At 34.8% G+C, this 23,657-nt stretch carries 19 protein-coding genes and 1 other annotated feature; of the genes, 3 read left to right on the top strand and 16 right to left on the bottom strand.

Annotated elements, in window-relative coordinates; genetic code table 11:
- Window positions 1–115: 115 nt before the first annotated feature.
- On the bottom strand, window positions 116–1,417 hold the full coding sequence (locus RGT18_RS01865; protein WP_338174639.1) for an IS30 family transposase: 1,302 nt from the start codon (window positions 1,415–1,417) through the stop codon (window positions 116–118).
- Between the two features lie 272 nt (window positions 1,418–1,689).
- On the opposite strand from RGT18_RS01865, the gene RGT18_RS01860 reads away from it, so the two are divergent.
- On the top strand, window positions 1,690–2,913 hold the full coding sequence (locus tag RGT18_RS01860; protein ID WP_028078611.1) for an RNA polymerase factor sigma-54: 1,224 nt from the start codon (window positions 1,690–1,692) through the stop codon (window positions 2,911–2,913).
- Window positions 2,914–3,039: 126 nt separating this feature from the next.
- On the opposite strand, the gene RGT18_RS01855 is transcribed toward RGT18_RS01860, so the two are convergent.
- From RGT18_RS01855 to RGT18_RS01800, 11 genes are all read right to left on the bottom strand, one after another.
- Window positions 3,040–3,438, bottom strand: a complete 399-nt coding sequence (locus RGT18_RS01855) for a (deoxy)nucleoside triphosphate pyrophosphohydrolase (RefSeq protein ID WP_028078612.1) — start codon at window positions 3,436–3,438, stop codon at window positions 3,040–3,042.
- Between the two features lie 4 nt (window positions 3,439–3,442).
- Window positions 3,443–5,581, bottom strand: a complete 2,139-nt coding sequence (locus tag RGT18_RS01850; RefSeq protein WP_028078613.1) for a DNA/RNA helicase domain-containing protein — start codon at window positions 5,579–5,581, stop codon at window positions 3,443–3,445.
- Between the two features lie 282 nt (window positions 5,582–5,863).
- Window positions 5,864–6,034 carry a hypothetical protein gene (locus RGT18_RS01845; protein ID WP_245580940.1) on the bottom strand — a complete coding sequence of 57 codons (171 nt, stop codon included), beginning with the start codon at window positions 6,032–6,034 and terminating at the stop codon, window positions 5,864–5,866.
- A gap of 367 nt (window positions 6,035–6,401) precedes the next feature.
- A complete protein-coding gene (locus RGT18_RS01840; protein WP_028078615.1) occupies window positions 6,402–9,050 on the bottom strand; it encodes an ABC transporter permease in 2,649 nt (882 codons plus the stop codon).
- Window positions 9,051–9,055: 5 nt separating this feature from the next.
- Window positions 9,056–9,772: an ABC transporter ATP-binding protein gene (locus RGT18_RS01835; protein ID WP_028078616.1), complete on the bottom strand. Its 717-nt coding sequence runs from the start codon at window positions 9,770–9,772 to the stop codon at window positions 9,056–9,058.
- 284 nt (window positions 9,773–10,056) lie between these two features.
- Window positions 10,057–10,227 carry a hypothetical protein gene (locus tag RGT18_RS01830; RefSeq protein WP_211220324.1) on the bottom strand — a complete coding sequence of 57 codons (171 nt, stop codon included), beginning with the start codon at window positions 10,225–10,227 and terminating at the stop codon, window positions 10,057–10,059.
- A 974-nt stretch (window positions 10,228–11,201) separates the two neighbouring features.
- Complete coding sequence (locus RGT18_RS01820; protein WP_338176462.1) at window positions 11,202–11,834, bottom strand: DUF3644 domain-containing protein; 633 nt, start codon at window positions 11,832–11,834, stop codon at window positions 11,202–11,204.
- A gap of 70 nt (window positions 11,835–11,904) precedes the next feature.
- Window positions 11,905–13,485, bottom strand: a complete 1,581-nt coding sequence (gene tnpC / locus RGT18_RS01815) for an IS66 family transposase (RefSeq protein ID WP_051241081.1) — start codon at window positions 13,483–13,485, stop codon at window positions 11,905–11,907.
- Between the two features lie 225 nt (window positions 13,486–13,710).
- On the bottom strand, window positions 13,711–14,070 hold the full coding sequence (gene tnpB, locus RGT18_RS01810) for an IS66 family insertion sequence element accessory protein TnpB (protein ID WP_338174904.1): 360 nt from the start codon (window positions 14,068–14,070) through the stop codon (window positions 13,711–13,713).
- Window positions 14,063–14,416: an IS66 family insertion sequence element accessory protein TnpA gene (gene tnpA / locus RGT18_RS01805; RefSeq protein ID WP_338174902.1), complete on the bottom strand. Its 354-nt coding sequence runs from the start codon at window positions 14,414–14,416 to the stop codon at window positions 14,063–14,065. Before tnpA ends, tnpB begins: the two co-directional genes overlap by 8 nt.
- 584 nt (window positions 14,417–15,000) lie before the next feature.
- Window positions 15,001–15,876 carry a LysR family transcriptional regulator gene (locus tag RGT18_RS01800; RefSeq protein WP_028078718.1) on the bottom strand — a complete coding sequence of 292 codons (876 nt, stop codon included), beginning with the start codon at window positions 15,874–15,876 and terminating at the stop codon, window positions 15,001–15,003.
- Window positions 15,877–15,980: 104 nt separating this feature from the next.
- Between RGT18_RS01800 and RGT18_RS01795 the strand changes: the two genes are divergently transcribed.
- Window positions 15,981–17,015, top strand: a complete 1,035-nt coding sequence (locus RGT18_RS01795; protein ID WP_028078719.1) for a YeiH family protein — start codon at window positions 15,981–15,983, stop codon at window positions 17,013–17,015.
- A 523-nt stretch (window positions 17,016–17,538) separates the two neighbouring features.
- On the opposite strand, the gene guaA is transcribed toward RGT18_RS01795, so the two are convergent.
- From guaA to RGT18_RS01775, 4 genes are all read right to left on the bottom strand, one after another.
- Window positions 17,539–19,080: a glutamine-hydrolyzing GMP synthase gene (guaA, locus tag RGT18_RS01790; RefSeq protein ID WP_028078720.1), complete on the bottom strand. Its 1,542-nt coding sequence runs from the start codon at window positions 19,078–19,080 to the stop codon at window positions 17,539–17,541.
- A gap of 131 nt (window positions 19,081–19,211) precedes the next feature.
- On the bottom strand, window positions 19,212–20,057 hold the full coding sequence (locus RGT18_RS01785; protein ID WP_037404330.1) for a MetQ/NlpA family ABC transporter substrate-binding protein: 846 nt from the start codon (window positions 20,055–20,057) through the stop codon (window positions 19,212–19,214).
- A gap of 23 nt (window positions 20,058–20,080) precedes the next feature.
- A complete protein-coding gene (locus RGT18_RS01780) occupies window positions 20,081–20,740 on the bottom strand; it encodes a methionine ABC transporter permease (protein WP_006526641.1) in 660 nt (219 codons plus the stop codon).
- Entirely contained in the window at window positions 20,740–21,759 is a 1,020-nt protein-coding gene (locus tag RGT18_RS01775; RefSeq protein WP_028078722.1) for a methionine ABC transporter ATP-binding protein, read from the bottom strand. The genes RGT18_RS01780 and RGT18_RS01775 overlap by 1 nt, the downstream gene beginning before the upstream one ends.
- A 45-nt stretch (window positions 21,760–21,804) precedes the next feature.
- Window positions 21,805–22,041: a binding site (T-box leader), on the bottom strand.
- Window positions 22,042–22,200: 159 nt separating this feature from the next.
- Here RGT18_RS01775 and RGT18_RS01770 point away from each other — a divergent pair.
- A complete protein-coding gene (locus RGT18_RS01770; RefSeq protein ID WP_338174896.1) occupies window positions 22,201–23,601 on the top strand; it encodes an ISNCY family transposase in 1,401 nt (466 codons plus the stop codon).
- Window positions 23,602–23,657: the final 56 nt, after the last annotated feature.

The following is a 23,657-nucleotide window of genomic DNA, read 5'->3' as shown; positions in this document are numbered from 1 at the left end:
TTGAATATGTATAGACAGGCGATTTGGGCATACGAAAGCTCGGCTTTCAATGATGGTTTAAATTTTTTCTCATCGAAAGTTCCTTTTTGTAGGTTAGGGATATGTGCCAAATCGGCTAGTGGATGATAGGTGTAAGCTTAACTTGTTTGATGTTGAGGTGAGTCAACTTGTTAAGACTTAACACCTTTTTGTTTAGTGATAGAGCGGCGATATCGATAGGTGAATTGTAGTTTAAGGATCTACGAGGATAATTGTTTACCATGTCAGACACATAGTTGATGTCCTTCTGGGTCAATGCATTCATACTCTTTCCCTTTGGAACACATTCTCTAAAGTGTTCATGGTTCTTCTCACATTTACCTTTCTGATCACTTCTTCCGGCCTTGCAGTAGTAGATGGATATTAGTTTTTCTCCTGTATATGCATCGGTCTCTAGACTTAGAGGATCGTGGAACTCAGAGCCATTGTCAGTAAGAATGATTGGAAAGGTCATAGAAAATAGTTCAGGTCCCAGTACATCCTTGATGATTTCGAATGCACGCTGGACAGCCAACATGCTTTTTTCCTTTAACAGAAAATATAACTGTAGATTCGATCTTGTATGCAGGAGTGAAAGGACACATTTCTCTTCATCGCCTTGCTTGCCGAGTATTGTATCCATTTGCCATATATTGATGGAAACATCTTCATTCTCGATACGTTCGAGATAGTCTTCATATCTTCTGCCTTCAAGCCAATCATAGTTGATTGGTATCACGACATGTTTGCTGGAAGAGCGTGTTTTATATTTGACCTGACGCTTGAGGTCTACATTGATGATGGCGCCCATATGACGAAAATGAATATAACGATATGCGGTAGATACTGATATGTCCAACTGATTGTTGTGTATGATGATGTCTGGTGAAAGGTTCTGTTTGACGCCTTTCTCAAAGGCATCGACAATCATCTTCATTTGTGCTTCTGATTTCTTTGGTCCTTCCTTCCAACTACTGACATTGTCATCCCTCTGTTTTTGGGCAACATCGGCCATATAGAATACCTTTGGCAACTTGCAGGTTTTGGCATCTGGGCAATTGTTGCAGACATAGGGGAAACGAGATGTATGTTTGCATATTGGTGAAGAGATGAAATCGGAACATAGATCATTGCAGTTATCATGTTTACAGAACTTACAACGACCTTGTAGACAGTGAGTACATAACCTTGTGCGATTACATTGATTTTGTCTACCACACTTATTATGAGTATTGGCACGGACGACAATTCTAAGATGGTGTGTTATCTCATAGCGAATGGCCTTGGGACTCCTGTTAAGAGTAAGGGCAATCATCTTGAGCGTGATGTTAGGATCAGACAACAGATTTTGAATAATGAGTCGTTCGTCAAAAGAAAGCTGTTTGTATGTGCTAGTCATAAAATATTCCTCCTTTTCTCCACTTTCCTGGCACATATCCCTTGTGCCATTATCATAAAAGGGAACTTTCACTAAGAAAATAGTGCAAAGAGGAACTTTTAAAAATAATTGAGGGTAAAGTCTCTTCACTATAATTTTTTGTACTTTTCATAAAAATAGATATATGATAAATTAACTTAAACATGCATGCAATATTATCGATACTTTTATCAAATATTTAATTTAGACAGTTTGGCTCTTACATATAGAATAATTTATAAAGGAGACATAATGTGAAACAGCAATTTAAAACAATTCAATCATTAAAACCATCTTTTAATTTAAATCAAACAATGAAGCAATCATTAGATATCTTAAAACTAAATTCAAGTGATATTATAGATCTAATAACTGAAGTAGCTAATAATAATCCGTTAATTGAATATACTCCTCCATCAGACATGAATCAACTAGTAAATAATTTCTTCTCTTCAAAAAAATCATTGAAAGAAGATTTGTATTTTCAATTACATACATGCAAATACTCTATAGATCAACATGTTGCAAATTATATTATTGAATCTTTAGATAATAATGGCTTTATTACTGAGACAGTCTTTGAGTACTCAAACAATTTGAATGTTAAACCTGAATTAATCGAAAGTACATTGAAAATACTCCAGTCATTTGAACCTTTGGGAGTTTTTGCATCAAATCCTTTAGAAAGTATTTGCATTCAACTAAAAGCAAAGAATTTTACAAAAGCACATCACATTCTCATTACATATCAAAAAGAGATTATAAATGGCGAATATAAAAAAATTTCTAAGTCTGAGAATTGCTCATTAGATCAAATATATATTTATATTAGCCAGATAAAAACATGCATGCCATATCCATGTCAAGAATATCAGTTTGATCCCAAAAAAATAATTATTCCAGATTTCTCTATTATTATAGAAGATGAAAATATTACTCTTATTCCAAAAGATTTTGGTCAAGTTCAAATCTATAATAATTATTCAAAAGAGATTTGTAGTAATCCAGATTTGATCAAGTATTTTAACGAGGCAAATATTTTTATAGATCATATAAACAAAAGAAATAAAACTTTATTATTACTTGCAAATATATTAGTCAATTTACAAAAGTCATATTTTCTATATAACGATGAGTTAGAGACATGTACATTACAATTAATAGCTGAGAAATCAGGATTTCATGAATCTACTGTATCTAGAACATTATCAAATAAATATTTTGAATTCCAAAATGAAATTTATCCCGTCAAATTGCTTTTCACTTCTCATACAAAAGGAGGAACGAGTAAAGACCTTATTATTAAGTTTATCAAATCTTCAATTAGTAATGAGTTATCTGATCACCCATTAACAGACGAGCAAATTTCTAATGAACTTGAATTACTCGGATTTGATGTTTCAAGAAGAACCATAGCAAAATATAGAAAATCTCTTTGCATATCGAACTCCAAAAAGAGATATCAAAATAACAAATAAAACTTTAAGATTATAAAAATATTATGAAAATAGATTTGGGAATTTGCGTTTATTTAGTATTTTCATAAATTTCAATAGTAATAATATTATCTAATAATGAGGGCTATTTTACGTGAAATTATTTTATCAACACCTCTTCTCCAGAAATACTCTTATGTAATCTAGTAGTATCATATCAGCTGGCAACCACTTCACTGAATTAAGTTTTTCCTTTGATAGCCACCTAGAACTTTCGGCTTCCTTTAATGTTAAATTACCAGATAGTCTATTACAAAAATAACATTGCATAGATAAATGAAACTGTGGATAATCGTATTCAACTGTAGTAATATATTCATTTATCTCTATACGAATATCTAACTCCTCTTGAATTTCCCTAACTAAAGCTTCTTTTGGTGTTTCCCCAGATTCAATCTTCCCACCAGGAAACTCCCACCAACCTTTATATTCTCCGTATCCTCGCGCAGTTGCAAGCACCTTGTCTTCATCTCTTATTACTGCAGCGACTACATTTATTGTTTTCATAACATTAAATCTCTTCAATTCCTAAACTTCTTAAATATTCGTAAGTACCATCATAATACTCTGGTAATCGTGTACTATCTTCCCAATAACCATTAGGATTCTTGGTACCGTTACCTTCTGGGACACAAATAACCATTCCTACTCTTGCACGTGTTAGAAGTACTCTATACGCATTTAACATATATTTAATACGTTCTGAACTAGTTTCTTTATTATTAGTAATTTCTTTCCATGCAGTTTTTCCATTGAAACGGTAAAAATGCCATTTACCGTTTTCATAACGCATATCCGCATCCCACAAAAGACAAGTATAATCCAACTCTAATCCTTGAACCTGAATTTCAGTTGCAGCATCCTCTAGATAATTAGAAGATCTAGTATCTTGTTTATCTTCAAGGAACCAATGCACCGCATCCTCATCACCAGATGGTAATACATGAATACCTAATGGTTTATATCTTGCAGATTCTTTACTAATTAGAACGCCTGTTCTTTCTGTTCCTCTCACTTTACTTTGCAGCCATTTCTTAGCTTTTTCCATATCTCTAGTTAATACAATCGGATATTTATCTTTTATCTCTACAAAAATGGAAGCTGCATTACCATTGATATCTAAAAGTGCATGTACAAAAGCTGATAACTTTTCTGCTCTATAGGAGCGTAAAGAAACTCCTAAATGTAAACTATCAGAGTAAGTAACATTTGGATTATGCTTTAATAATTCATTAACTTGTCCTTCCGCATATTCAGCTTCTGTTAATTTTGGAGAGATATAAACCTTCCAATGCGTAAATGTCTCATTTAATGATTTAATCCATTCTGAAATACCTGCTTCACCTGTATTGATTTCTTGTCCTCCACCTACTAGACATACAATAGTTGCCCAGTCTTCGCGTTGATCAAGTGACCAAATAAGGAATGATGCTTCAGACATAGGAAAATTAGGAACCTTAAGCTTATTTCCGTATGTTCCTCCTCGTTTTAGATAATTCATTAATCTTTCATGCGTCCAGGATCTTTGTGCTTCATCAAATATTGCAACATGCTCAACTTCACCATATCCTGCATCTTGCATCTTTACAGCTTTAGCCTCATCAATTTCTAAAATGCCATTTTCAACAGGATTTTTAATCTTTGCAAGCATGGTATCTCTATATCGGTGAATGATTTGTATAAACTTACTTACCTCTCGCTTGGAGTCAGATTTATTCTTCTTCTCACCTTTAGCTTTACACTTTGTATAATTATCAAGTGCTAAAGCCTCATTCAGTACTGCAACTAGAGGACCATTCCCCGATAGATATATCGCACCTTCATCTAAGACTGGTGCATCAGTCCCTCGGTATGTCTGCTTTACAGCCACATCTAAACCAACTAATGTTTTTCCAGCACCCGGAACTCCAGTTACAAAACAAATACTCTTCTCACCATTTTCTTTACTACGTTTGATAACATCAAGAATGTACGCAATTGTAGTATCAGTCATAACCTTATCAGCTTCATGTCTTGTGATGTTCTCTACAGAATGACTTTCATAAAGTGTTCTAGCTGCTTCTATAATTGTTGGTGTTGGTGCATAAGGACTAATAAGCCAGTTGCTATCTATATCTTCTTCATCTGGATATAAACTTATCACTTTGTTTATAAGCTCCTGAATACCACCTTCACCTGTCACAAGTGGATTCAGTACTTTATCGTTATATACAGATTTCTGAATGATTGAAGAATGTTTTTGGTATTTTGTCGCAATTAAAATTGGGACGATTACTTTAGATTCACTAAATTTATGAAAGTTCCTTAAATCCAAAGCATAGTCCAGGACTTGATCAATATCATTTTCAATTATCTTTGATTCGCCAACTTTAAACTCAAGGCAAAAAATAATCCCTTTTAATAGTAATACTACATCAATTCTTTTCCCTAATCGTGGGATATCGTACTCGAAAATAATCTGACCATTCGAGTCTTTCCATAACAATAATTGATTTTGCAGAATCTCTATCTCATTTAACCAAGCTTCTCTTGTTGTAGTAAGAGTATCTCCATGATAACCTTCACATAACTTTCCAAAAATAGTATCTCGGTCTATTGCTATAAAATTATCTATACTACTTTCATATAAACAACGCGGGTTTTTTAACATAATTATTTATTCCCCTTATCACTATTGAATACATTGTATCACTTTTGTTTTGAATAAGAGAAAATCCCTGTACATCTTTCAACTAATGTACAGGGCTTATTAGATTTTATTCCCATTCAATAATTACCATGGCATATTTGTTTCTTTAATTTTATATCAATATCTTTTTAGCTTCTGTTTTTAGCTATTTCTATACCTATTATTTGTGGTTTTAGAGTTTTTTAGTATCAAAACAGTATCAATGGTGATACTACAATATGAATGATTTTCTTTGGACAAATATTATTCATCCAACATCAATTTGCCCTTTTTCGCTTTATCCTTTAGACGTTTCATTTGTTCTTTTTCTATTTGTTGAATGCTTTTCTCTGGAACAGACAAATCTTCCGACATAGTGCCACCAATTTTTTCAATAGCACTTCTCACTTCTTTTCCTATTTTGTATAAATTCACTTGGGCGCCCAACTAATTTTATTGCGCCCTGTTTTTCTTTGTTAATTTATTATGCAAAGCATATATTTATTTATATTTACGCCAAGGAATGATTCTATTCACCCTCTTACAATATTCAACATATCTATCTCCAAATTTTTCTAGCAGCCACTTTTCTTCGGTCTGTTTCATCAAGAATGTTAGTGCAAAATAATAGATTAGTGGAAGTAGGATAGGTTCAAATCTTTTTATTTGCTATAATTTTATGCTTTTTCTACAGTCCTAGATCTGGGCTCTTTCTTTGTGTTTGTTTCTTTAGATGCCCTGTGACTGCTCGATTCCTCGCTAATATAGTTTCTTCCCTCAAAGCTCGTCATTTTAGTGATACTCACTCTACATTTTTTAAAGCTTCATCCATAGGAATTTTCTTAATTCTCCTAAAATCTAGCTTCACTACAACGAAATAGGCAGCAAAAATAATTAATAACATTTTTACATATCCTATGGTAGAGATACGATATTCAAACCAACCACTCATCTGCCTCATCAGCGATTGCCAATAATAATTCATAACTGTATTTCCAATAAACACAGCACAAAATGTAAACAGTATCACTAATATCGTTGTTGAACTGATATAAAGCTTTGAGATTTCTTTATTGGTATATCCTAAAATTTTTGTCATCGAAATAGCATTACTATTTTTTTCAATAATAATCTTGGTCAAAAGAAACATTAATATAAACGCCAAAGAGAAGCATAAAACTTGAAAATATTTTACAAAAGAACCCATACTATGTTCCATCTGATCCACCATTTTTGTAATATCTTGTTTTGTAATTACAGTGTAGATCAAATTTTCGTCTATATCATTAATTTTTTGACTTGATAAATAGCCGCTAAAGAAACCTTCTTCTTTGCCGAATAAAACATTACTCTTTTTTATCGGCATAAATACACCAAGTTGTGCAGATTTATCGTAAATTCCAATCACTTTAAATTCATAGCTTTTATTCTCATATTTTTCGTTAAGAATAATAGTATCTCCCACATTAGCCTGAAACTTGTCCTGATATGATTTTGTAATATATACTTCATTCTCCTTTAGATTTTCTAAATGATTGATTTTCACATAAGAACTCTTGTCAGCAAGACCATAGAGGTTAATATCTTCTTCATGCTCTTTGCCTTTCCTTGAAAGAATCGTTAAAGAAAATTTTTCTGCTTTCTCCGTATTAGTACTGATTATTTTTCCATCATCTTTGTAGTCTTTCAAGATGTATTGGTAGTCTGCAATCATCATATCAGAAGAATGACTCTTGTAGTAGTTTAGAGAATCTGGTAATCCAATAGCTAGTGACAACAAAATAGAGACAAATACGATTCCGATAAACAGCATGAAATAATTAGGAATATTTTGTAAAATAATTCTTGTTCTATATCTACTAAAAAACTTCCAATTCGGCAATTTGATACTTCTTTTTGCTTTGTCCTTCTTGAAATTTCTTCTTAGATAATCTAAGCTTGAATATTTCATAGCATGAGATACTACAATCAAATTTACTAATAGCATAATCGTCAAAGGAATTAGTGTTGTCTTTATAAGAGCTTCACTATTCCAAAGAGTTTTATAACTTGGTAAAGAATAGGAATTGTAATAAAGGTTTACAACTACGTCTTTAAAGACACTATATCCTAAGATATTTCCCAGTATTGCTGCTATAAGAGTAACAAATATTGGAGGAGCGATATAGTGCCTTATAAGTTCCCCTTTCGTATAGCCAAGAGCTTTCAAAGTCCCAATTTGATAAGCTTCCATATTTATGGTATTAGTTGTAGTAATGGCAATAATAAAGGCAATGACTACCATTAAAATACTGAGCAAAAGCCCTCCCCAAGCTCTATCTTTTACAATATCTTTAGGAGCAAATTGTACCGCTTGATTCTCATAAGCAGGCAAATAGTCTTTTATCTCATTCTCATCAGTAATAACTTGGCTTGCCAAAACTTTAATAAAAGAATCCGATAATTCTTTTTCTATATATTTATCCTTTGGTTTAGATTTATACGTCCAAGCATAAGAATAATGCGTATCTTCAACAATATTTTGGAAGGCTTCACCTGTGACCATTCCTATATCAAAAGTGATTGCATCAAACACGACCTCTGTATTTTTTTCAAACAAAGTGGAGTAATTCACATAAGCAATAAGTCCACTTATCGTATACATTTTCTTTCCGACCTTTATACGATCCCCAACTTTTAAGCCCACATTATCTGCATGCATTCGGTCAATCGCTATTTCGTTTTTGTTTTCAGGTAATCTTCCTTCAAGAACATCCGCTCGGTTGATTTCATCTGTCTTTTGATAAAGTCGAATTTTTCCATCCTTTTTCCCGTCTAAGTTGTAATCCTCGACCTCATTTTTATAAAAGAAAGGATGAACCGTTACCGGAACCGCTTTAACGTCAGCATCATTTAAGTCAAATTTTTTTTCCACTTTTTTATATTCTGCATCGACTTCTTGTTTTACTTTTTCTCGGCCCTCACTATAGGCTTTGTCATAAGCCTTTTTATAGCTTTTTGCATAATCATCTGTTTGTTTATATTTTTCAAATCCAAGATTCAATTCCTGAGCTATCTTTTCTTTGTTTAAACCTTGCCTCAATAATAATTTTTCATACTGTCGTTTGCTTTCCGCTTCAAACTGTTCTTTAAATTCCTTTTCAAAGGTTTTATCAAACTCGTCATTTGCCTTATGCAAATAGTACTCTTTCAGATTAGCCTTTTCTCCACTTTGAATTTTAGATAATAAATCTGCATTCGCTTTTTCTTTTAATTCAAAATGTCCATCTTCCAATTTATTGGACAGCATAAATCTATTTAGCGACTGCTCCATGCTACCATTCGCCACATAAAGGCCTGAGATAAAACCAATCATTAAAGTCAAAAAAATTCCTATGGCAAAATATTTAGGAAGCCCTCCCTTTAATTCTTTAAAAATCCTTCGATTTAAAATATTTTTCTTTCTTTTCATAGAAATCACCATTCCAATTCTATTGCAGAAATTTTATGATCATTTCTATAGTCTTCGTGCACTTTTCCATCTCTAAGCTTAATGACATGGTCTGACATATGCTTCAAAGCTTCATTATGAGAAACAATCAAAATAGTATTTCCATATTTATGGTTAATTTCTTCAATCAAGCTTAGAATTTCCTTAGAAGTCTTATAGTCCAAGGCACCGGTAGGCTCATCGCACAGTAAAATATCCGGTTTTTTTACAATCGCCCTTCCAATAGACACCCTTTGTTGTTGACCACCTGACAACTGATTTGGTAGTTTATAACGGTGTTCGTATAATCCAAGAGTATGTAGTAGATCATCTACTTCTAATGGATTATCAGATAAATAGGCCCCCACTTCAATATTTTCGACCACGTTTAAATTAGAGATAAGGTTATACATTTGAAACACATAACCAAGGTGTTTTCTGCGATACATGGTTAAGTATCTCTCACTTTTTTCTCTTAAGGATTCACCGTCTATTAAAATCTCTCCTGAATCTGACTCATCAATACCACCAATAATATTTAACAAAGTAGACTTACCAGAACCGGATGGTCCTAATAATAAACATATTTCTCCTTTATTCGCACTAAAATTAACTCCGCGAAGTACTTCCTGCTTTGAATCTCCACTTCCAAAAGATTTTTTAATGTTATTAATTTTTAAAAACAATTCATTTTTCCCCTCCATCATTTTTCTCCCTTCTCTGCTTTCCTAGCTTGAATAAAGCCAACTATATAACCCTTTATTAAAAAACTCTCATATATTCATCGTCAGCAACTATTAAAACTGCTTCAGCGATGATTAGTTAGCTATGGCTAACTATGATGAGTATACCATATTTCGGCGTGTAATGATAGTTACCATTAATTGCATATGATCAATTGTATTAATTTTACTTTTTTGTTAATCTTGTTCAAAAAATAAAAAAGAGCCGGTGCAGTCCAAAACCACACCGACCACAAAATTATCTTTCAGCTTCTTTCGATTTTTTTCTTAGGATTTTTTCTTTCTTCAGCCTGATGCTTCTTAACCACACCAATAACCGATTCCTTTTTCTCCGTTTTATCTCTGCCAAGATAATCATCCATATTATTCTTCAGATGCTTCAATTCCTCATACTGTGCTGCTAATGAATTGTGCATCTTGATTATTTCTTCTTGTTTAGTTTGTAAATCCTTAGAATGCTCATTCAGCTTTTTGAACAAATTTTTACTTGATTTTGTCTTTAACTCTCCTGCTACAACATGTGTTGTAACATAGATTTCATCATCTGTTTTATCTCCGTTACAGATATAGTCTATTGCCTTTTAAGAGTTGTTTTAATCGGATGTATCTTTGTAACAGCCATTATCCTACAACCTCATTGATAATATAGTCGGAAACCTTTTCTCTAAATTCTGATAAGAAAAGTAGTTCTCCCTGCAAGGCTTTCTTGATACTTTCAATATCATCTTTGTAAATAACTCCTGTAGTGTTTACCACCTTTGCAATTTGATTCAGGTTTGCTGAGTTACAACTGACAAGAGAAGATAATTCTCTCAGTCTTTAAGGTAAGCAAATTTTTCGTTTCCTCATATATTCCAGCATATGCAGGATTATAATGAATTGCTATCTCCACAATCTCTTTGGTATATCTATCACGTAGTTCCTTCCTAAGAAATAAATCCCGGTCAATTTTAACCATTGGGAGCTTTGCACTCTCTATGAGCGCACATTTTCAAACTATATTTTATTCAATATACGTTCTCCTATTAAAATAACCGTCACCAAAATGATGGAAGGCTTTCTAAACTATTTACCTAAATTCAACAACTCCCTTTTGAACCTGCTATTTCAGCTTTTTAGTATCAAAACAGTATCATTCAGATAATTTTACTTCATCAAAATCGATCAATTCCCGTATTTTCAGGCATTTTATAACAGTAACATATTTGCTTCTGTTATTCCCATTCTTCTTTTTATATTGTTCACTATATTTAAAAGCATTCAAAACAAAGGCTTTTCGTTTATTTAGTATTGGGAATTTCGTTCCATTTTAGCTTGTTTTTGGATTATTTTACCCATCCCAGTCCCAGTTCCAGCATCAGATATATCCTCGAATATATCCATAGTTAAGCTAAAAATTATTCTTTTGGCAATAATCTCTAACTACATCAATCCAATTTTCATACCAATACCACTGTTTAGAAACTTTTACTCCATAATTATATTTTTTATTTTTAGCATCTTTTGCCTTCCATAATTGAGTATGGTAATGCATGCTAAATGTAGAATACCCTTCCTCGTTCATCATTTTCACGATATCACTAGGCAAAAATTTCGCTTTTTCAACAGCTTTAACTAACACACGTTCTACATCTTTTGCTTTGTCACTGTCTGGAGAAATAAATTCTATTGCCCTATCTGCTTGATTGGCTCGATTTACTTGTATTGGAATGTATACAATCCTGTAAGAATAGTATAATGATTTTAATTCTTCATCATCCAACTCGGATTCAAATGTTGCAATAAAATTCTTTACATTACTCGGTATTTCATTTACTGATTCTTTTCTTAATAACTGTTCCTGTTCGGGTGATATTGGAGAAAATTGAATTGCTAAGCTCAAATTATCTTTTATGCTATGCTTATCCCCAAACATTTTGATTATCTCTCTATTATAATTTAATGCACATGCTTGTAGTTTAGCTCCAATATATTCATCAATGCTATCCGTTTTCTGATGTTCGATTTCATGTCTTATTCCAATTGTAAACGCTAAACCAGTTGTACCATATAGATAAAATAAAATCGTATTTGAGATAGTGTTGTAAAGTATCTCAAGTACGATTTTTATAAATGTTATCTGGTAGTTCTTTTGACCAAGGTAGTAATCTATCTGGTACCTCCACCGTTAGGTCATGTATCGTTTTAGGAAGTTCTTCTAACAGATAGCGAATATATTCGTATATCTTGATATCATTTGCTTTACATGTTTCTACGATACTATAGAGTACTGCACTGGCCTGTGCTCCTTTTATCGTATCGATCATGATCCAGTTCTTTCTTCCTACTGTAAATGGTCGTATCGCTCTTTCTGCCGCATTGTTATCTAGAGGTATTCTTGCGTCCTTTAGAAATTCTCTGAGATAGGATTCTTGATTCAGGGCATAGGTAAAGCCTTTTCCTGTTTCTGATTCTCTTGATACATTCTCCCAATATCTTTTTACCCATGTGAAAAATTCATCCACTAGGGGTGCTACTTTCTCTTTCCTCTGTCTTAGCTTTTCTTGTTCGCCCAATCCCTTCAATTGATTATCTTCGTGATAGATTCTATTGATCCTATCTACCGCTTCCTGGGCAAGTGTCTGACTCGTCTTCACTGCTTTGATGAGCGTCGTGAACTTTCTTTTGAGATGGGTCCAGCACCCAGCTACGGTAAAGCTTTCGGGATCTTCCTTGGCCAACTGGTGATAAGCACTGTAGCCATCACATACAAGTGTCCCTCTAAATCCCTCTAGGAATCTTTGCGGATGTTCATGGGACCTCGTACGTCGATAATCATACAGGACGATCCGCTTTTCTTCCTCATGTGCCCCTGTACGATATACCCACATATAGGACTTACTGCCAGCTTTTCTGCCATCTTTGCTTACCTCGAATGGTGTTTCATCCACATGCAGTATATCCTGTTTGATCATTTCTTCTTTTAACCTATCGTAGAAATGTATCAAATAGTTGTCGGATGCTTGGATCATCCAATTGGCCATGGTGGATCGTGAAATGTTGATCTGGTTTTCTTGGTATGTCTTTTCTTGTCTATATAACGGTACGGCATTGACATATTTGCCCCATATGATAGATGACACCAGTGATGGGGTAGCGATACTGTTTGGCCATAGTTCTACAGGCTTCTGTGCTCGTATGATTGTCTGGTTATCCTTTGCGGCATATACACCAATTTTATAAGTGACCGCTTCGAAAGATGCTGGTATATGTTCCAGTTTCGTTATGATCTGATATGGCAGTCTCTTCCATCCGCTCTTGCCAAATCTTTCATTCAATTCTTCTTCGGATAGTTCGATATATTCTTCACGGTGGTTCGTGATCTTCTGGATGTCTGATGCCCGCTTTCCTTTTGCCTTCTTCCTTGGTGCAGCTTCCTCTAACGTTGGCTCTGGTTGTAGTAAATCAAACAATACTTCAGGTTCATTAAAACCGAGTTCCAACTGTTCAAAGATTCCAGAACTCTGTTTCTCTGTACTTCTGCCAAAGCTTCTTTGATTCATGATCTTGATCTGTTCACTAAGAAGTTTGATAGTAGCTTCTAGACTTTCTACACTGCTTTGCATACTCATAAAGAGCTTTATGATGATGTCCTTTGGCAGGCTTTCTACTTCTTCCTCACTTAGTTTTTTCATTTCCATAGCTTATGTATAAACCATTATGAGGGTGCCGTCAAATGTGGAAAACTTTGATTTTCCACACAAATATTTTACTGGTACCAGCGCATATCTATGGCGTAATAAAAAGGCACGTATCAAGCAGTTTGGGGGCTGGAGTGTAGAAATTCATCTACTGCTTTTTATGTGCCTTATACGCCATCTATAGGCCTATCTTCTTAATAAAAGTTGTGGATAACTTTTTTACAGTATCATCTTTCGTTCTACTTTCTGAATTGTCTTCCTCTGTATGATTGCCATGCCTTCAAACAGCCAATGATACTGTTCGATACTAATGTTCTCTATGTCTTCTGTCTTTCTGGGCCATTGGAATCTTCCTTCCTCCAATCGTTTATACAATAATAGGAATCCATCTGCCTCCCAAAGCAGTCCCTTCATACGATTAGTCTTTCTTCCACAAAACAAGAATAACGTTCCTTCATCAAAAGGATCTAGGTAGAAATGGTTCTGAATGATCGAAGCCAACCCATCTATTCCATTTCTTAGATCTGTATATCCACATGCAATATAGATCTTCTTAAAACCACAATACTCTTTAAGCATGGGATACCGCCCGAATGATCTTTAGTAATAGCTCATCTGAAATATCTTCACCGATCTCTATCTGATGATTGCCCAATTGAATGTGTGCAGAACCATGTCGAATAGGTTTCTTCAATTCTTGAAATGTGACATCTGATGATGGCGGTAAAGTTGCAGGAAAGATATCCATATGATTACCGACTTCTTGCGCCAAGTGGTTACGCAACTTTCGGTGATAATACCAATATTGTTTTTCGTTGATTCCATGTTCGTTACACCACTGTAGAACAGATTGACCACTTGTCTTACATTCCATAATGATCGATACCCATCGCTGTGCCTTTAGCTCTGCCGCTGTCATTATCATAAAATAATCACCCCCAAACCCTCACGATTCTTAAGGGTTCTAGGGTGATTATGACATGACTTATGATTAATATACAGGTACTACCTATTTAGCGTTTACGTTATAACAGGCTCAAAAGCCTTATTTAAAGCCATTTATATGATTTTTCGCTCTACTCCCATTCTTCTTTTCCAAATGTACGATATATCCCAAACCATTCAAAATACTAGACTTTATTTTTTCTAATATCACTAAATTCATCTAATTATAGGACGTTTTCAAATTTTTAGTCCCGTACCAGTCCCAGTACCGGACAATAACTCTATAATAATTTTAATTAGAAAGTTTTTAATATCTAATTGGTCAATTACTTCCTGTTCAAAAGAAATAGTACATCTAATATAGTTGCTTCCAATTTCAAAACATCTTTGACATTTTTTCTATTTTAAAATCAGACTTTGTTCTTATATCTAAGTTTATTATATTGCTAAAAAATCACCTAATATAAAACACCTTATAACTAGGAATTAGCCAGTTTTTTTGCTTTTATAAAACTATATTTTTCTTTACCAATCTTAGCCTAACCTATTACTATGAAATTTTTTCTAATAAAAAGCTTCAGCTATTTGCAAATACAAATCAGTAAATATTGAATTTTTTCTGGCAACAAGGGATATATCATGAACTAGATTGAAATCTTCTAGGTCCACAACCATGAGAACACCTTCTTCTAGTTCTTTTTTTACACAAGATTCAAAAATAAAACTTATGCCACAATCCGACTTGAGCATTTCTACTATGGAACGCATATTATTTATTTCTATGATATTTGCAAAATCTTTCGTATCAATATTGTCCATGATTAGAAAATTTTTTAATATAGCTAAGGTACCAGATCCGTCTTCTCTAATAATAATTCTTTCATCTAATAAGTCTGTTAACTTTTTTACTTGTTTTTTAAACTTGTGGTACTTGTGGCTGATGCAAACAATCCTATCACTTTTGTATTTTTTAATAAAATAATCACTAGATCTTATAAATCCCTCTATAATGGCAAAGTCTATCCTCCCACTATCAATTTCACTTAAAATCTCGTCCGTATTTTCATAGTAAATATGGAAATCACAAGAAGTTTTTTCTTTAATCAAGGCTATAAGCTTATCCAATATTAGATATTCTCCGACCGACCTAGTAAAACCCAAGGAAATTTTTTCACTTTTAGTTTTTTTCTCAGCTAATATAACCTTCAACTTATCTTGATCATTTGACATAGAAAGCAAAGCAGATTTTAGAATCTTGCCTTCATCTGTTAGACACAAATTCCTCTTACTTCTATAAAAAAGTTTACAATTATAATAGGTTTCTAGATATTTAATATGAGTAGATATGGCTGGCTGTGTTATATTAAGGCTTTCAGCAGCCCTTGTAAAATTCATATATTTACATACTTCCAAAAAACTTTCTATCCTAAAATCTAACATAGTATCCTCCATATTTATCATAATAAATTTTTATCATATAGTAAATAATTATAATTTTACATTATATTTATTTATTATATGATAAAAAAACGAAAGGAGAATATATGATAAAATCTATAGAAAAAAATATAAAAGGGATTATTCTCTGCCTTATAATTGCAATAATATCCCAGATAATCGGCAAAAAAATCCCACTAGTAGGCCCAGCGGTCTTTGGTATTCTAATTGGAATGGCCCTAGGTCAAATTATAAAAGACAAAAAACCTTATATTGGAGGTGTGAGGTTTACATCAAAGAAAATCCTTCAATATGCTGTAATCCTCCTTGGATTCGGACTTGATCTTGGCATAGTTTTGAAAACTGGCAGAGAGTCCCTACCCATCATCCTATCCACCATATCTACATCACTGATAATCGCAATTATAGCCGCAAAGACCGGGCTCATAAAAGGAAAGATCGCAACACTTGTTGGCGTTGGCTCATCAATTTGTGGAGGCTCTGCAATTGCAGCTGCCGCTCCAGTTATAGATGCAGATGAAGATGAAATAGCCCAAGCCATATCTGTTATATTCTTTTTTAATATCTTAGCTGCCATTCTATTTCCAAGCCTAGGTCGTATGATTGGATTTTCTACTACCGATGGTCATGCCTTTGGTATATTTGCAGGATCTGCTGTTAATGATACATCATCAGTTACAGCATGCGCATCAACATGGGATACATTATTTAATCTAGGTAGCCAGACACTTGACAATGCTGTAACAGTAAAATTGACTAGAACCCTAGCAATAATTCCAATATGCTTAGGACTAGCCTTCATTAGGATGAGAAGCGCTGAGCAAGAAGATAATAAGAAAATATCTATAATACAAATTTTCCCATTCTTTATAATCTACTTCATCATTGCAAGTTTGATTACAACCATAGCCCTAGCCAAGGGAATAAATATTGAATTTTTCAAACCCTTTAAGGACTTGTCCAAATTTTTTATTGTAATGGCAATGTCAGCTATTGGTTTTAATAGTGATATAGTAAAACTATTAAAATCAGAAGCAAGACCCCTTGCCCTAGGTGCCGTGTGTTTTATAGCAATAACCTCAATAACCCTAATACTACAAAAAGTACTAGGTATCTTATAATTTTTTAGAAACTGACTCCAAAAGTTAGCAATAAAACTAACTACTAGGGTCAGTTTTTTTATTGACGAATTGCCAAATCAAATGCAACACCTATGGTAAGAAACCAAAGCTTACCCTTTATATGTATTTTTACTCTTATATTTCCTTTTAAGTCAGATTTTCTTCACGCCACCGTTTTGCTCTTTTATTAAACAGTGCAACATTCAGCATATCTGCTTTACTTGCATATTTAAAAGATAACTGCTCATCTGTAAGGTCTTTTAATAAATGCTATTTCATTTCTTTTCAGTCTTATTCAAACCGACATTTTATTGTCGCATTATTTATTTGCTAGATAATGTAAAATATATACATGCAAAAAGACCGCAGTTTGAAACTACGGTCTAATTTTTTGTCCAAATGTAAACCACTTGGAACTATTATTAAGTTTATTCTTTTTAACAAATGTTCCCATTTTAATCCCAGTTAAAGTTTTTAATCTTCTGTAACCATTGATTTTACAAGGTTTTTTGTTTTTTTGCTACTATTCCCATTCAATTGTTCCCGGTGGCTTGGATGTGATATCCATGGCTACACGGTTTACATGTTTTACTTCGTTTACAATACGTGTGGAGATCTTATCGAGTACGTCGTATGGGATTCTTGCCCAGTCTGCTGTCATACCATCGATAGATGTAACTGCACGGATAATGACTGTGTAGTCGTATGTACGTTGGTCTCCCATAACACCTACAGAGCGGATATTTGGTAAGCATGTAAAGCACTGCCAGATATCTCTTTCAAGTCCTGCATTACGGATTTCTTCACGTAGGATTAAGTCTGAATCACGAACGATTTCTAGCTTCTCTTCTGTGATTTCCCCAAGTACACGGATACCAAGTCCTGGGCCTGGGAATGGCTGACGCCATACCATTTCTTCTGGTAATCCTAACTCTGTACCTAACGCGCGTACTTCATCTTTGAACAACTTGTTTAATGGTTCAATGAGCTTGAAGTTCATATCTTCAGGCAAGCCACCTACGTTATGATGCGACTTAATTGTCTGTGCTGTCTTTGTTCCTGATTCAATAATGTCTGTATAAAGTGTTCCTTGTGCTAACCACTTAATATCTGTTCCTTGTAAGAGTTTGGCTACTTCATCACGGAATGTGTAGATAAATTCACTACCAATAATCTTACGCTTTTGCTCAGGGTCTGATACACCAGCAAGCTTATTCAAGAAACGTTCTCTTGCATCAATCTTAATGAGGTTGAGTGACATATTACGTGTGAATGTTTCCATAACACCTTCTGCTTCACCCTTACGTAAAAGACCATGATCGATGAACATGCAGTATAGATTCTTACCAATTGCCTTATCTAATAAAGCAGCTACAACCGATGAGTCTACCCCACCTGATAGTGCTAGTAATACCTTATCATCACCGACTTGTGCTCTAATTTCTTCTACCTGTTGGTTTACGAAATCCTTCATTGTCCAGTTGTTTTCAGCCTTAGCAATATTGAATACAAAGTTTCTTAACATATCCAGTCCATACTCAGAGTTACGTACTTCTGGGTGGAACTGTAATGTGTAGATCTTCTTTTCATCGTTTGCGCTTGCGGCAAATGGGCATGTATCACTACTTGCAATCGAATGGAATCCTTCTGCTAGTGTAGATACTTGGTCACCATGGCTCATCCAAACAATCTGCTTTTCTGGTAAACCAGCAAATAATGGGGATGATGTATCTACTGTGATTTCTGTACGACCATATTCCTTCTTATCGGATGGTGTAACATTTCCACCATTCATGAAGTGTGTCATCTGCATACCATAACAGATACCTAAAATAGGTAAGCCTGATGTGAAGATGGCTGGATCACACTTAGGTGCATCCTTTTCATATACGCTGTTTGGGCCACCAGAGAAAATAATTCCCTTAACATCTTGCATTGCGACGATTTCCGCAAGTGTCATATCTCCTGGATGAAGTTCACTATAAACTCCAAATTCACGAATACGTCGTGCGATTAACTGGTTGTATTGACTTCCAAAATCTAAGACGATAATTTTATCTGCCATTCTAATCTCCTACTCTCTTATTACATTACAAATATCATACATGATAATTGTGCTATTGTGCTGTGTTTTTGTAATTATTTGAAGATTACAAACAAAAACCATGCGACTTTTCGCATGGCAATTCGTTTTTCTTATTCAGCCGGGATAACGGAACCATCAGACCAGTTCTTCTTGATGAATTCACGGATTTCTTCAGACTGTAATACCTTAACTAAAGCTTGGATCTTCTCACCCTTTTCATGTCCTGTTTGGCAAGCGATGATATTTACATATGGGTTAGATTTGTCAGCCTTCTCAAGAATCAATGCATCAGAACCTGGCTTTAGACCAGCGTTGATTGCAAAGTTTCCGTTGATAGCTACCAAATCACCTTCACCATTTTCATAAGCTGTTGCGAGTAATTCTGGTTTTACTTCCTGGAACTTTAAGTGCTTTGGATTGTTTGTGTCATTGTCGATATCTGCGATTGTTAAGTTTAATACATCTGCGTTTTCTGGTAACTTCACAAGGTTTTCCTGTGCAAGAATTGCTAGGATACGACCGTTATCTGCTACAGAGTTAGAAATAACAACTGTTGAACCATCCTTTACTTCAGAAGCCTTCTTGATTGTCTTCGAGTAGATTCCAAATGGCTCAATATGAATACCCCCTACATTAGAAATCTTATAGTTTTTTTCATTCTTTTCCTTATCAAAGAATGGTACGTGCTGGAAGAAGTTTGCGTCTGCTTCTCCGTTCGATACTGCTTCATTTGGAATGAAGTAATCATCTGTAATTGTTACTTCTAGGTCGATGTTGTACTTTTCCTTTAAGATGGACTTAGCTTCTTCTAGAATCACTGCGTGTGGGTTAGCAGTTGCGATCACTGTTAACTTTGAGTTATCTGTTGTAGATGCACTTTCCTTCTTTGATGTTCCGCAAGCTGTTAAGCCTAATGCGAATGTTGCTACTGCAATAATCTTTGTAATCTTGTTCATAAGTTTTCTCCCTTTTTATATATTTATCGTTTGTCGATTCGTTTTACGATTGCATCACCAATCCACTGTATAACAAATACAATGATGATAATGATGACAGTTGAAGTATAAAGTATTAAATCATTTCTTCTTGCAAAACCATACAAGTATGCGAGGTTTCCAAGCCCTCCAGCACCGATGGCACCTGCCATGGCTGTATAAGAAATTAAAGAAATTCCCGTTACCGTGATACCTGAAAGCAAGGATGGTAATGCTTCAGGAAGTAATACTTTTAAAATAATTTGCCAATTGCTAGCACCCATTGCTTTACTTGCTTCAATAGTACCTTTATTTACGTCTTGGAATGCGATGATGCACATTCGTGCATAGAACGGTGCTGCCGCAAATACCAGTGAAGGTAAGGCTGCTGTAGCTCCTAACATGGAACCTACAATTAGCTTTGTAAATGGAATTAAGATAATCAATAAGATGATAAATGGAATTGCACGTAATACGTTGATAATTACATCAATCACACGGTTGATCAGCTTATTTTGGAATAGTCCACCCGTTTGTGTACAGTACAGTAGAATACCAATCAGCAATCCTAAGATTGTCGCTAATGTGAGTGATATGACTGTCATGTAGATTGTTTCGTTGATTGCTTTAAATAACTGATCTAAATTTAGTACACCACCTATCATTAGAGCACCTCCACAATGACATTGTTGTCAGTTAAGTATGTCACAAACTTGTTGTAGTCACTATCTACGCCACCGCTGATATGAATATAGGTTACACCCATAGGCCCAACAGAGGATTGTGAGATATTTGATTCTACAATTGATATCTCAAATGGTACTTGTCTTGCCGCGTTGATAATCGTTGGCTGCTCCGCATTATTTCCTGTAAAGGATAAGCGAAGTAACTTACCACTTGGATACTTCTTTTTCAAGCTTTCAGCCAGTTCTTCAATTGTTTGATTCGCTTCCACATTCTGTACAAATCTTCTTGTAACTATGTGTTTAGGATGTTCGAATAACTGCTTAACCGTTCCTTCTTCTACAATCTTTCCATCGCTCATCACTGCCATTCGTATACAGATTTTTTGTACAACTTCCATTTGGTGTGTAATCATCACAATCGTGATGCCTAAACGTCGATTGATTTCTCTTAATAGTTCAAGAATCTGTTCCGTTGTATCAGGGTCTAGTGCAGAGGTTGCTTCATCGCATAATAGAATTCTTGGGGAATTCGCTAATGCTCTTGCAATACCAACTCTTTGCTTCTGACCGCCAGATAACTCACTAGGATAAGCATCCTCTCTACCAGTCAAGCCTACCATTTCAATGAGCTCAGCTGCTCTTTGTTTTCTTTCCTTTTTTGGGACATGTGCAAACTCTAGAGGAAGTTCAATATTCTCAGAAACCGTTCTACTCCATAGGAGATTAAAATGCTGGAAAATCATGCCAATTTGTTGACGCTGCAAACGTAGTTCTCTATGACTAAGTTCCTTGATGTTAATACCATCAATCACTACATCACCAGCTGTCTGTACTTCTAGCTGATTGATTAAACGAATGAGCGTACTCTTACCAGCACCAGAATATCCGATGATACCGTAGATTTCACCATCGTTGATGGTTAGAGAAACGTCGTTTACCGCATGGATGTTTTCCTTGTTCGCTTTGAATGTTTTAATAATATTGCTTAGTTCAATCATCGCTACCTCCTATCTATAAACAAAAATCCCGCACTTACACTTACATGTAAGGACGGGATATATAATCTCGTGTTACCACCTTAGTTTATATGTACTTCACAATACATACCTCATCGAGTACCAACATACTCTATGTCTATAACGGGACATCCCGGCACCCCCTACATTTCGGAAGTGCAACTCCAAGACCATCTTCACTAAACCTTCGTATATCCTCTTCTCAGCGCCCGAGGACTCTCTGTGATACTATTTCTCAGCTACTCTTCTTATCATCGCCTATGGTTATAGTTTATTTTTAATTTTTGAAATGTCAATCATTTTTATTCAATTCTTTAAAATTCTTCTGAATCGAAGTTGATATTGTCTTAATGAACCGAAAGGGAAAATGCCCCATTTATAGAAAGGAATTGTTATGATTCATTCCATTAGATTGGATTGAATATGAAAAAGATTATATTAACCCCTATGGAAGAAAACAAATACAACATTATTAAAGAACTGGTTGATCATTCTGGCAATAAACGCCGTGCGGCATTAAAACTAAATTGTTCTATTCGTACTATCAACCGCCTGATTACACGTTATAAGTCTGAAGGCAAATCCTCATTTTCACATGGTAATCGTGGACGATTACCATCAAACACATTCTCACTGGAAACGAAAAACAAAATCATTGAACTCTATCTTAACGAGTATCTTGATGCCAACATCACTCATTTCAGTGAAATCGTCCAGATGGACCTCGGCATCTCCATCAGTGACACCACTATTAGAAACTGGTTATCAGAACACGATGTCTTGTCCCCAAAGGCCCATCGAAAAACCAAGAAACAATTAAAGGAACGTTTGACAAAACGATTAGACCAAACAACATCTACAAAGGCCAGAAACGCAATCAATGAACAAATCGAATCAATTGAAGATGATACGCCTCATTCACGAAGATCTAGATCCAAATATATGGGAGAGATGATTCAAATGGACGCTTCAAGCTACGAATGGATTCCTGGCGAGATATGGCATCTACACCTAGCTGTAGATGATGCGACCGGTACTGCTGTTGGAGCCCACTTTGATATACAGGAGACCCTACGTGGCTATTACAACGTTTTCCATCAGATACTAGTCGACTATGGCATACCCGCTCTATTCTATACGGATAAACGAACCGTATTTGAATACAGAAAGAAAACCAAGGCCTTCGACGACGAGGATACCTTCACACAGTTCTCCTACGCCTGCCATAACCTTGGTGTCGAAATCAAAACAACGAGCATCGCACAAGCCAAAGGACGCATCGAACGTCTCAACCAGACTTTCCAATCACGTTTGCCAGTTGAACTTAGACGTGCTCGTATTACTTGTATGGCGGACGCGAATAAGTTCCTAAAATCCTACCTAAAGGAATTCAATGCAAGGTTCGCCCTACACTTGAATAGTACCAATTCTGTATTTGAAGTACAACCAGATATAGAAACAATCAATCAAACATTGGCAATCATTTCATCGAGAATAGTCGATCAAGGCAACTGTATCAAGTTCAAAAACAAGTATTGGATGGCCTATGACAAGGAACACAATAGAATTCCACTAAGACCTAAGATGGAGGTATTGGTTATTGAATCATTTGATCAAAAGATCTTTGTCAATGCGATGGATACACTATACATCTTAGAAGAAGTACAAGTGTTTGAAGAAAATTCGGGTGAGTTCGATAATATCATTGAAACTCCTGAGAAAAAGAAAGTATATATTCCGCCGATATCTCACCCTTGGAGGAAGTATTCATATCAATTATTTACAAAAAAGCAGAACTATTATAGCTCCGCTAATGTTCGTTAATTTTTAAGACATTTTCATTTTTGGTTGACATCATTTTTATTCAATTCTTTAAAATT

The sequence above is a fragment of the Solobacterium moorei genome (genome assembly GCF_036323475.1).
GTDB classification, from domain to species: domain Bacteria; phylum Bacillota_I; class Bacilli_A; order Erysipelotrichales; family Erysipelotrichaceae; genus Bulleidia; species Bulleidia moorei.
This window is presented reverse-complemented; position numbering and strand designations above follow the sequence as displayed.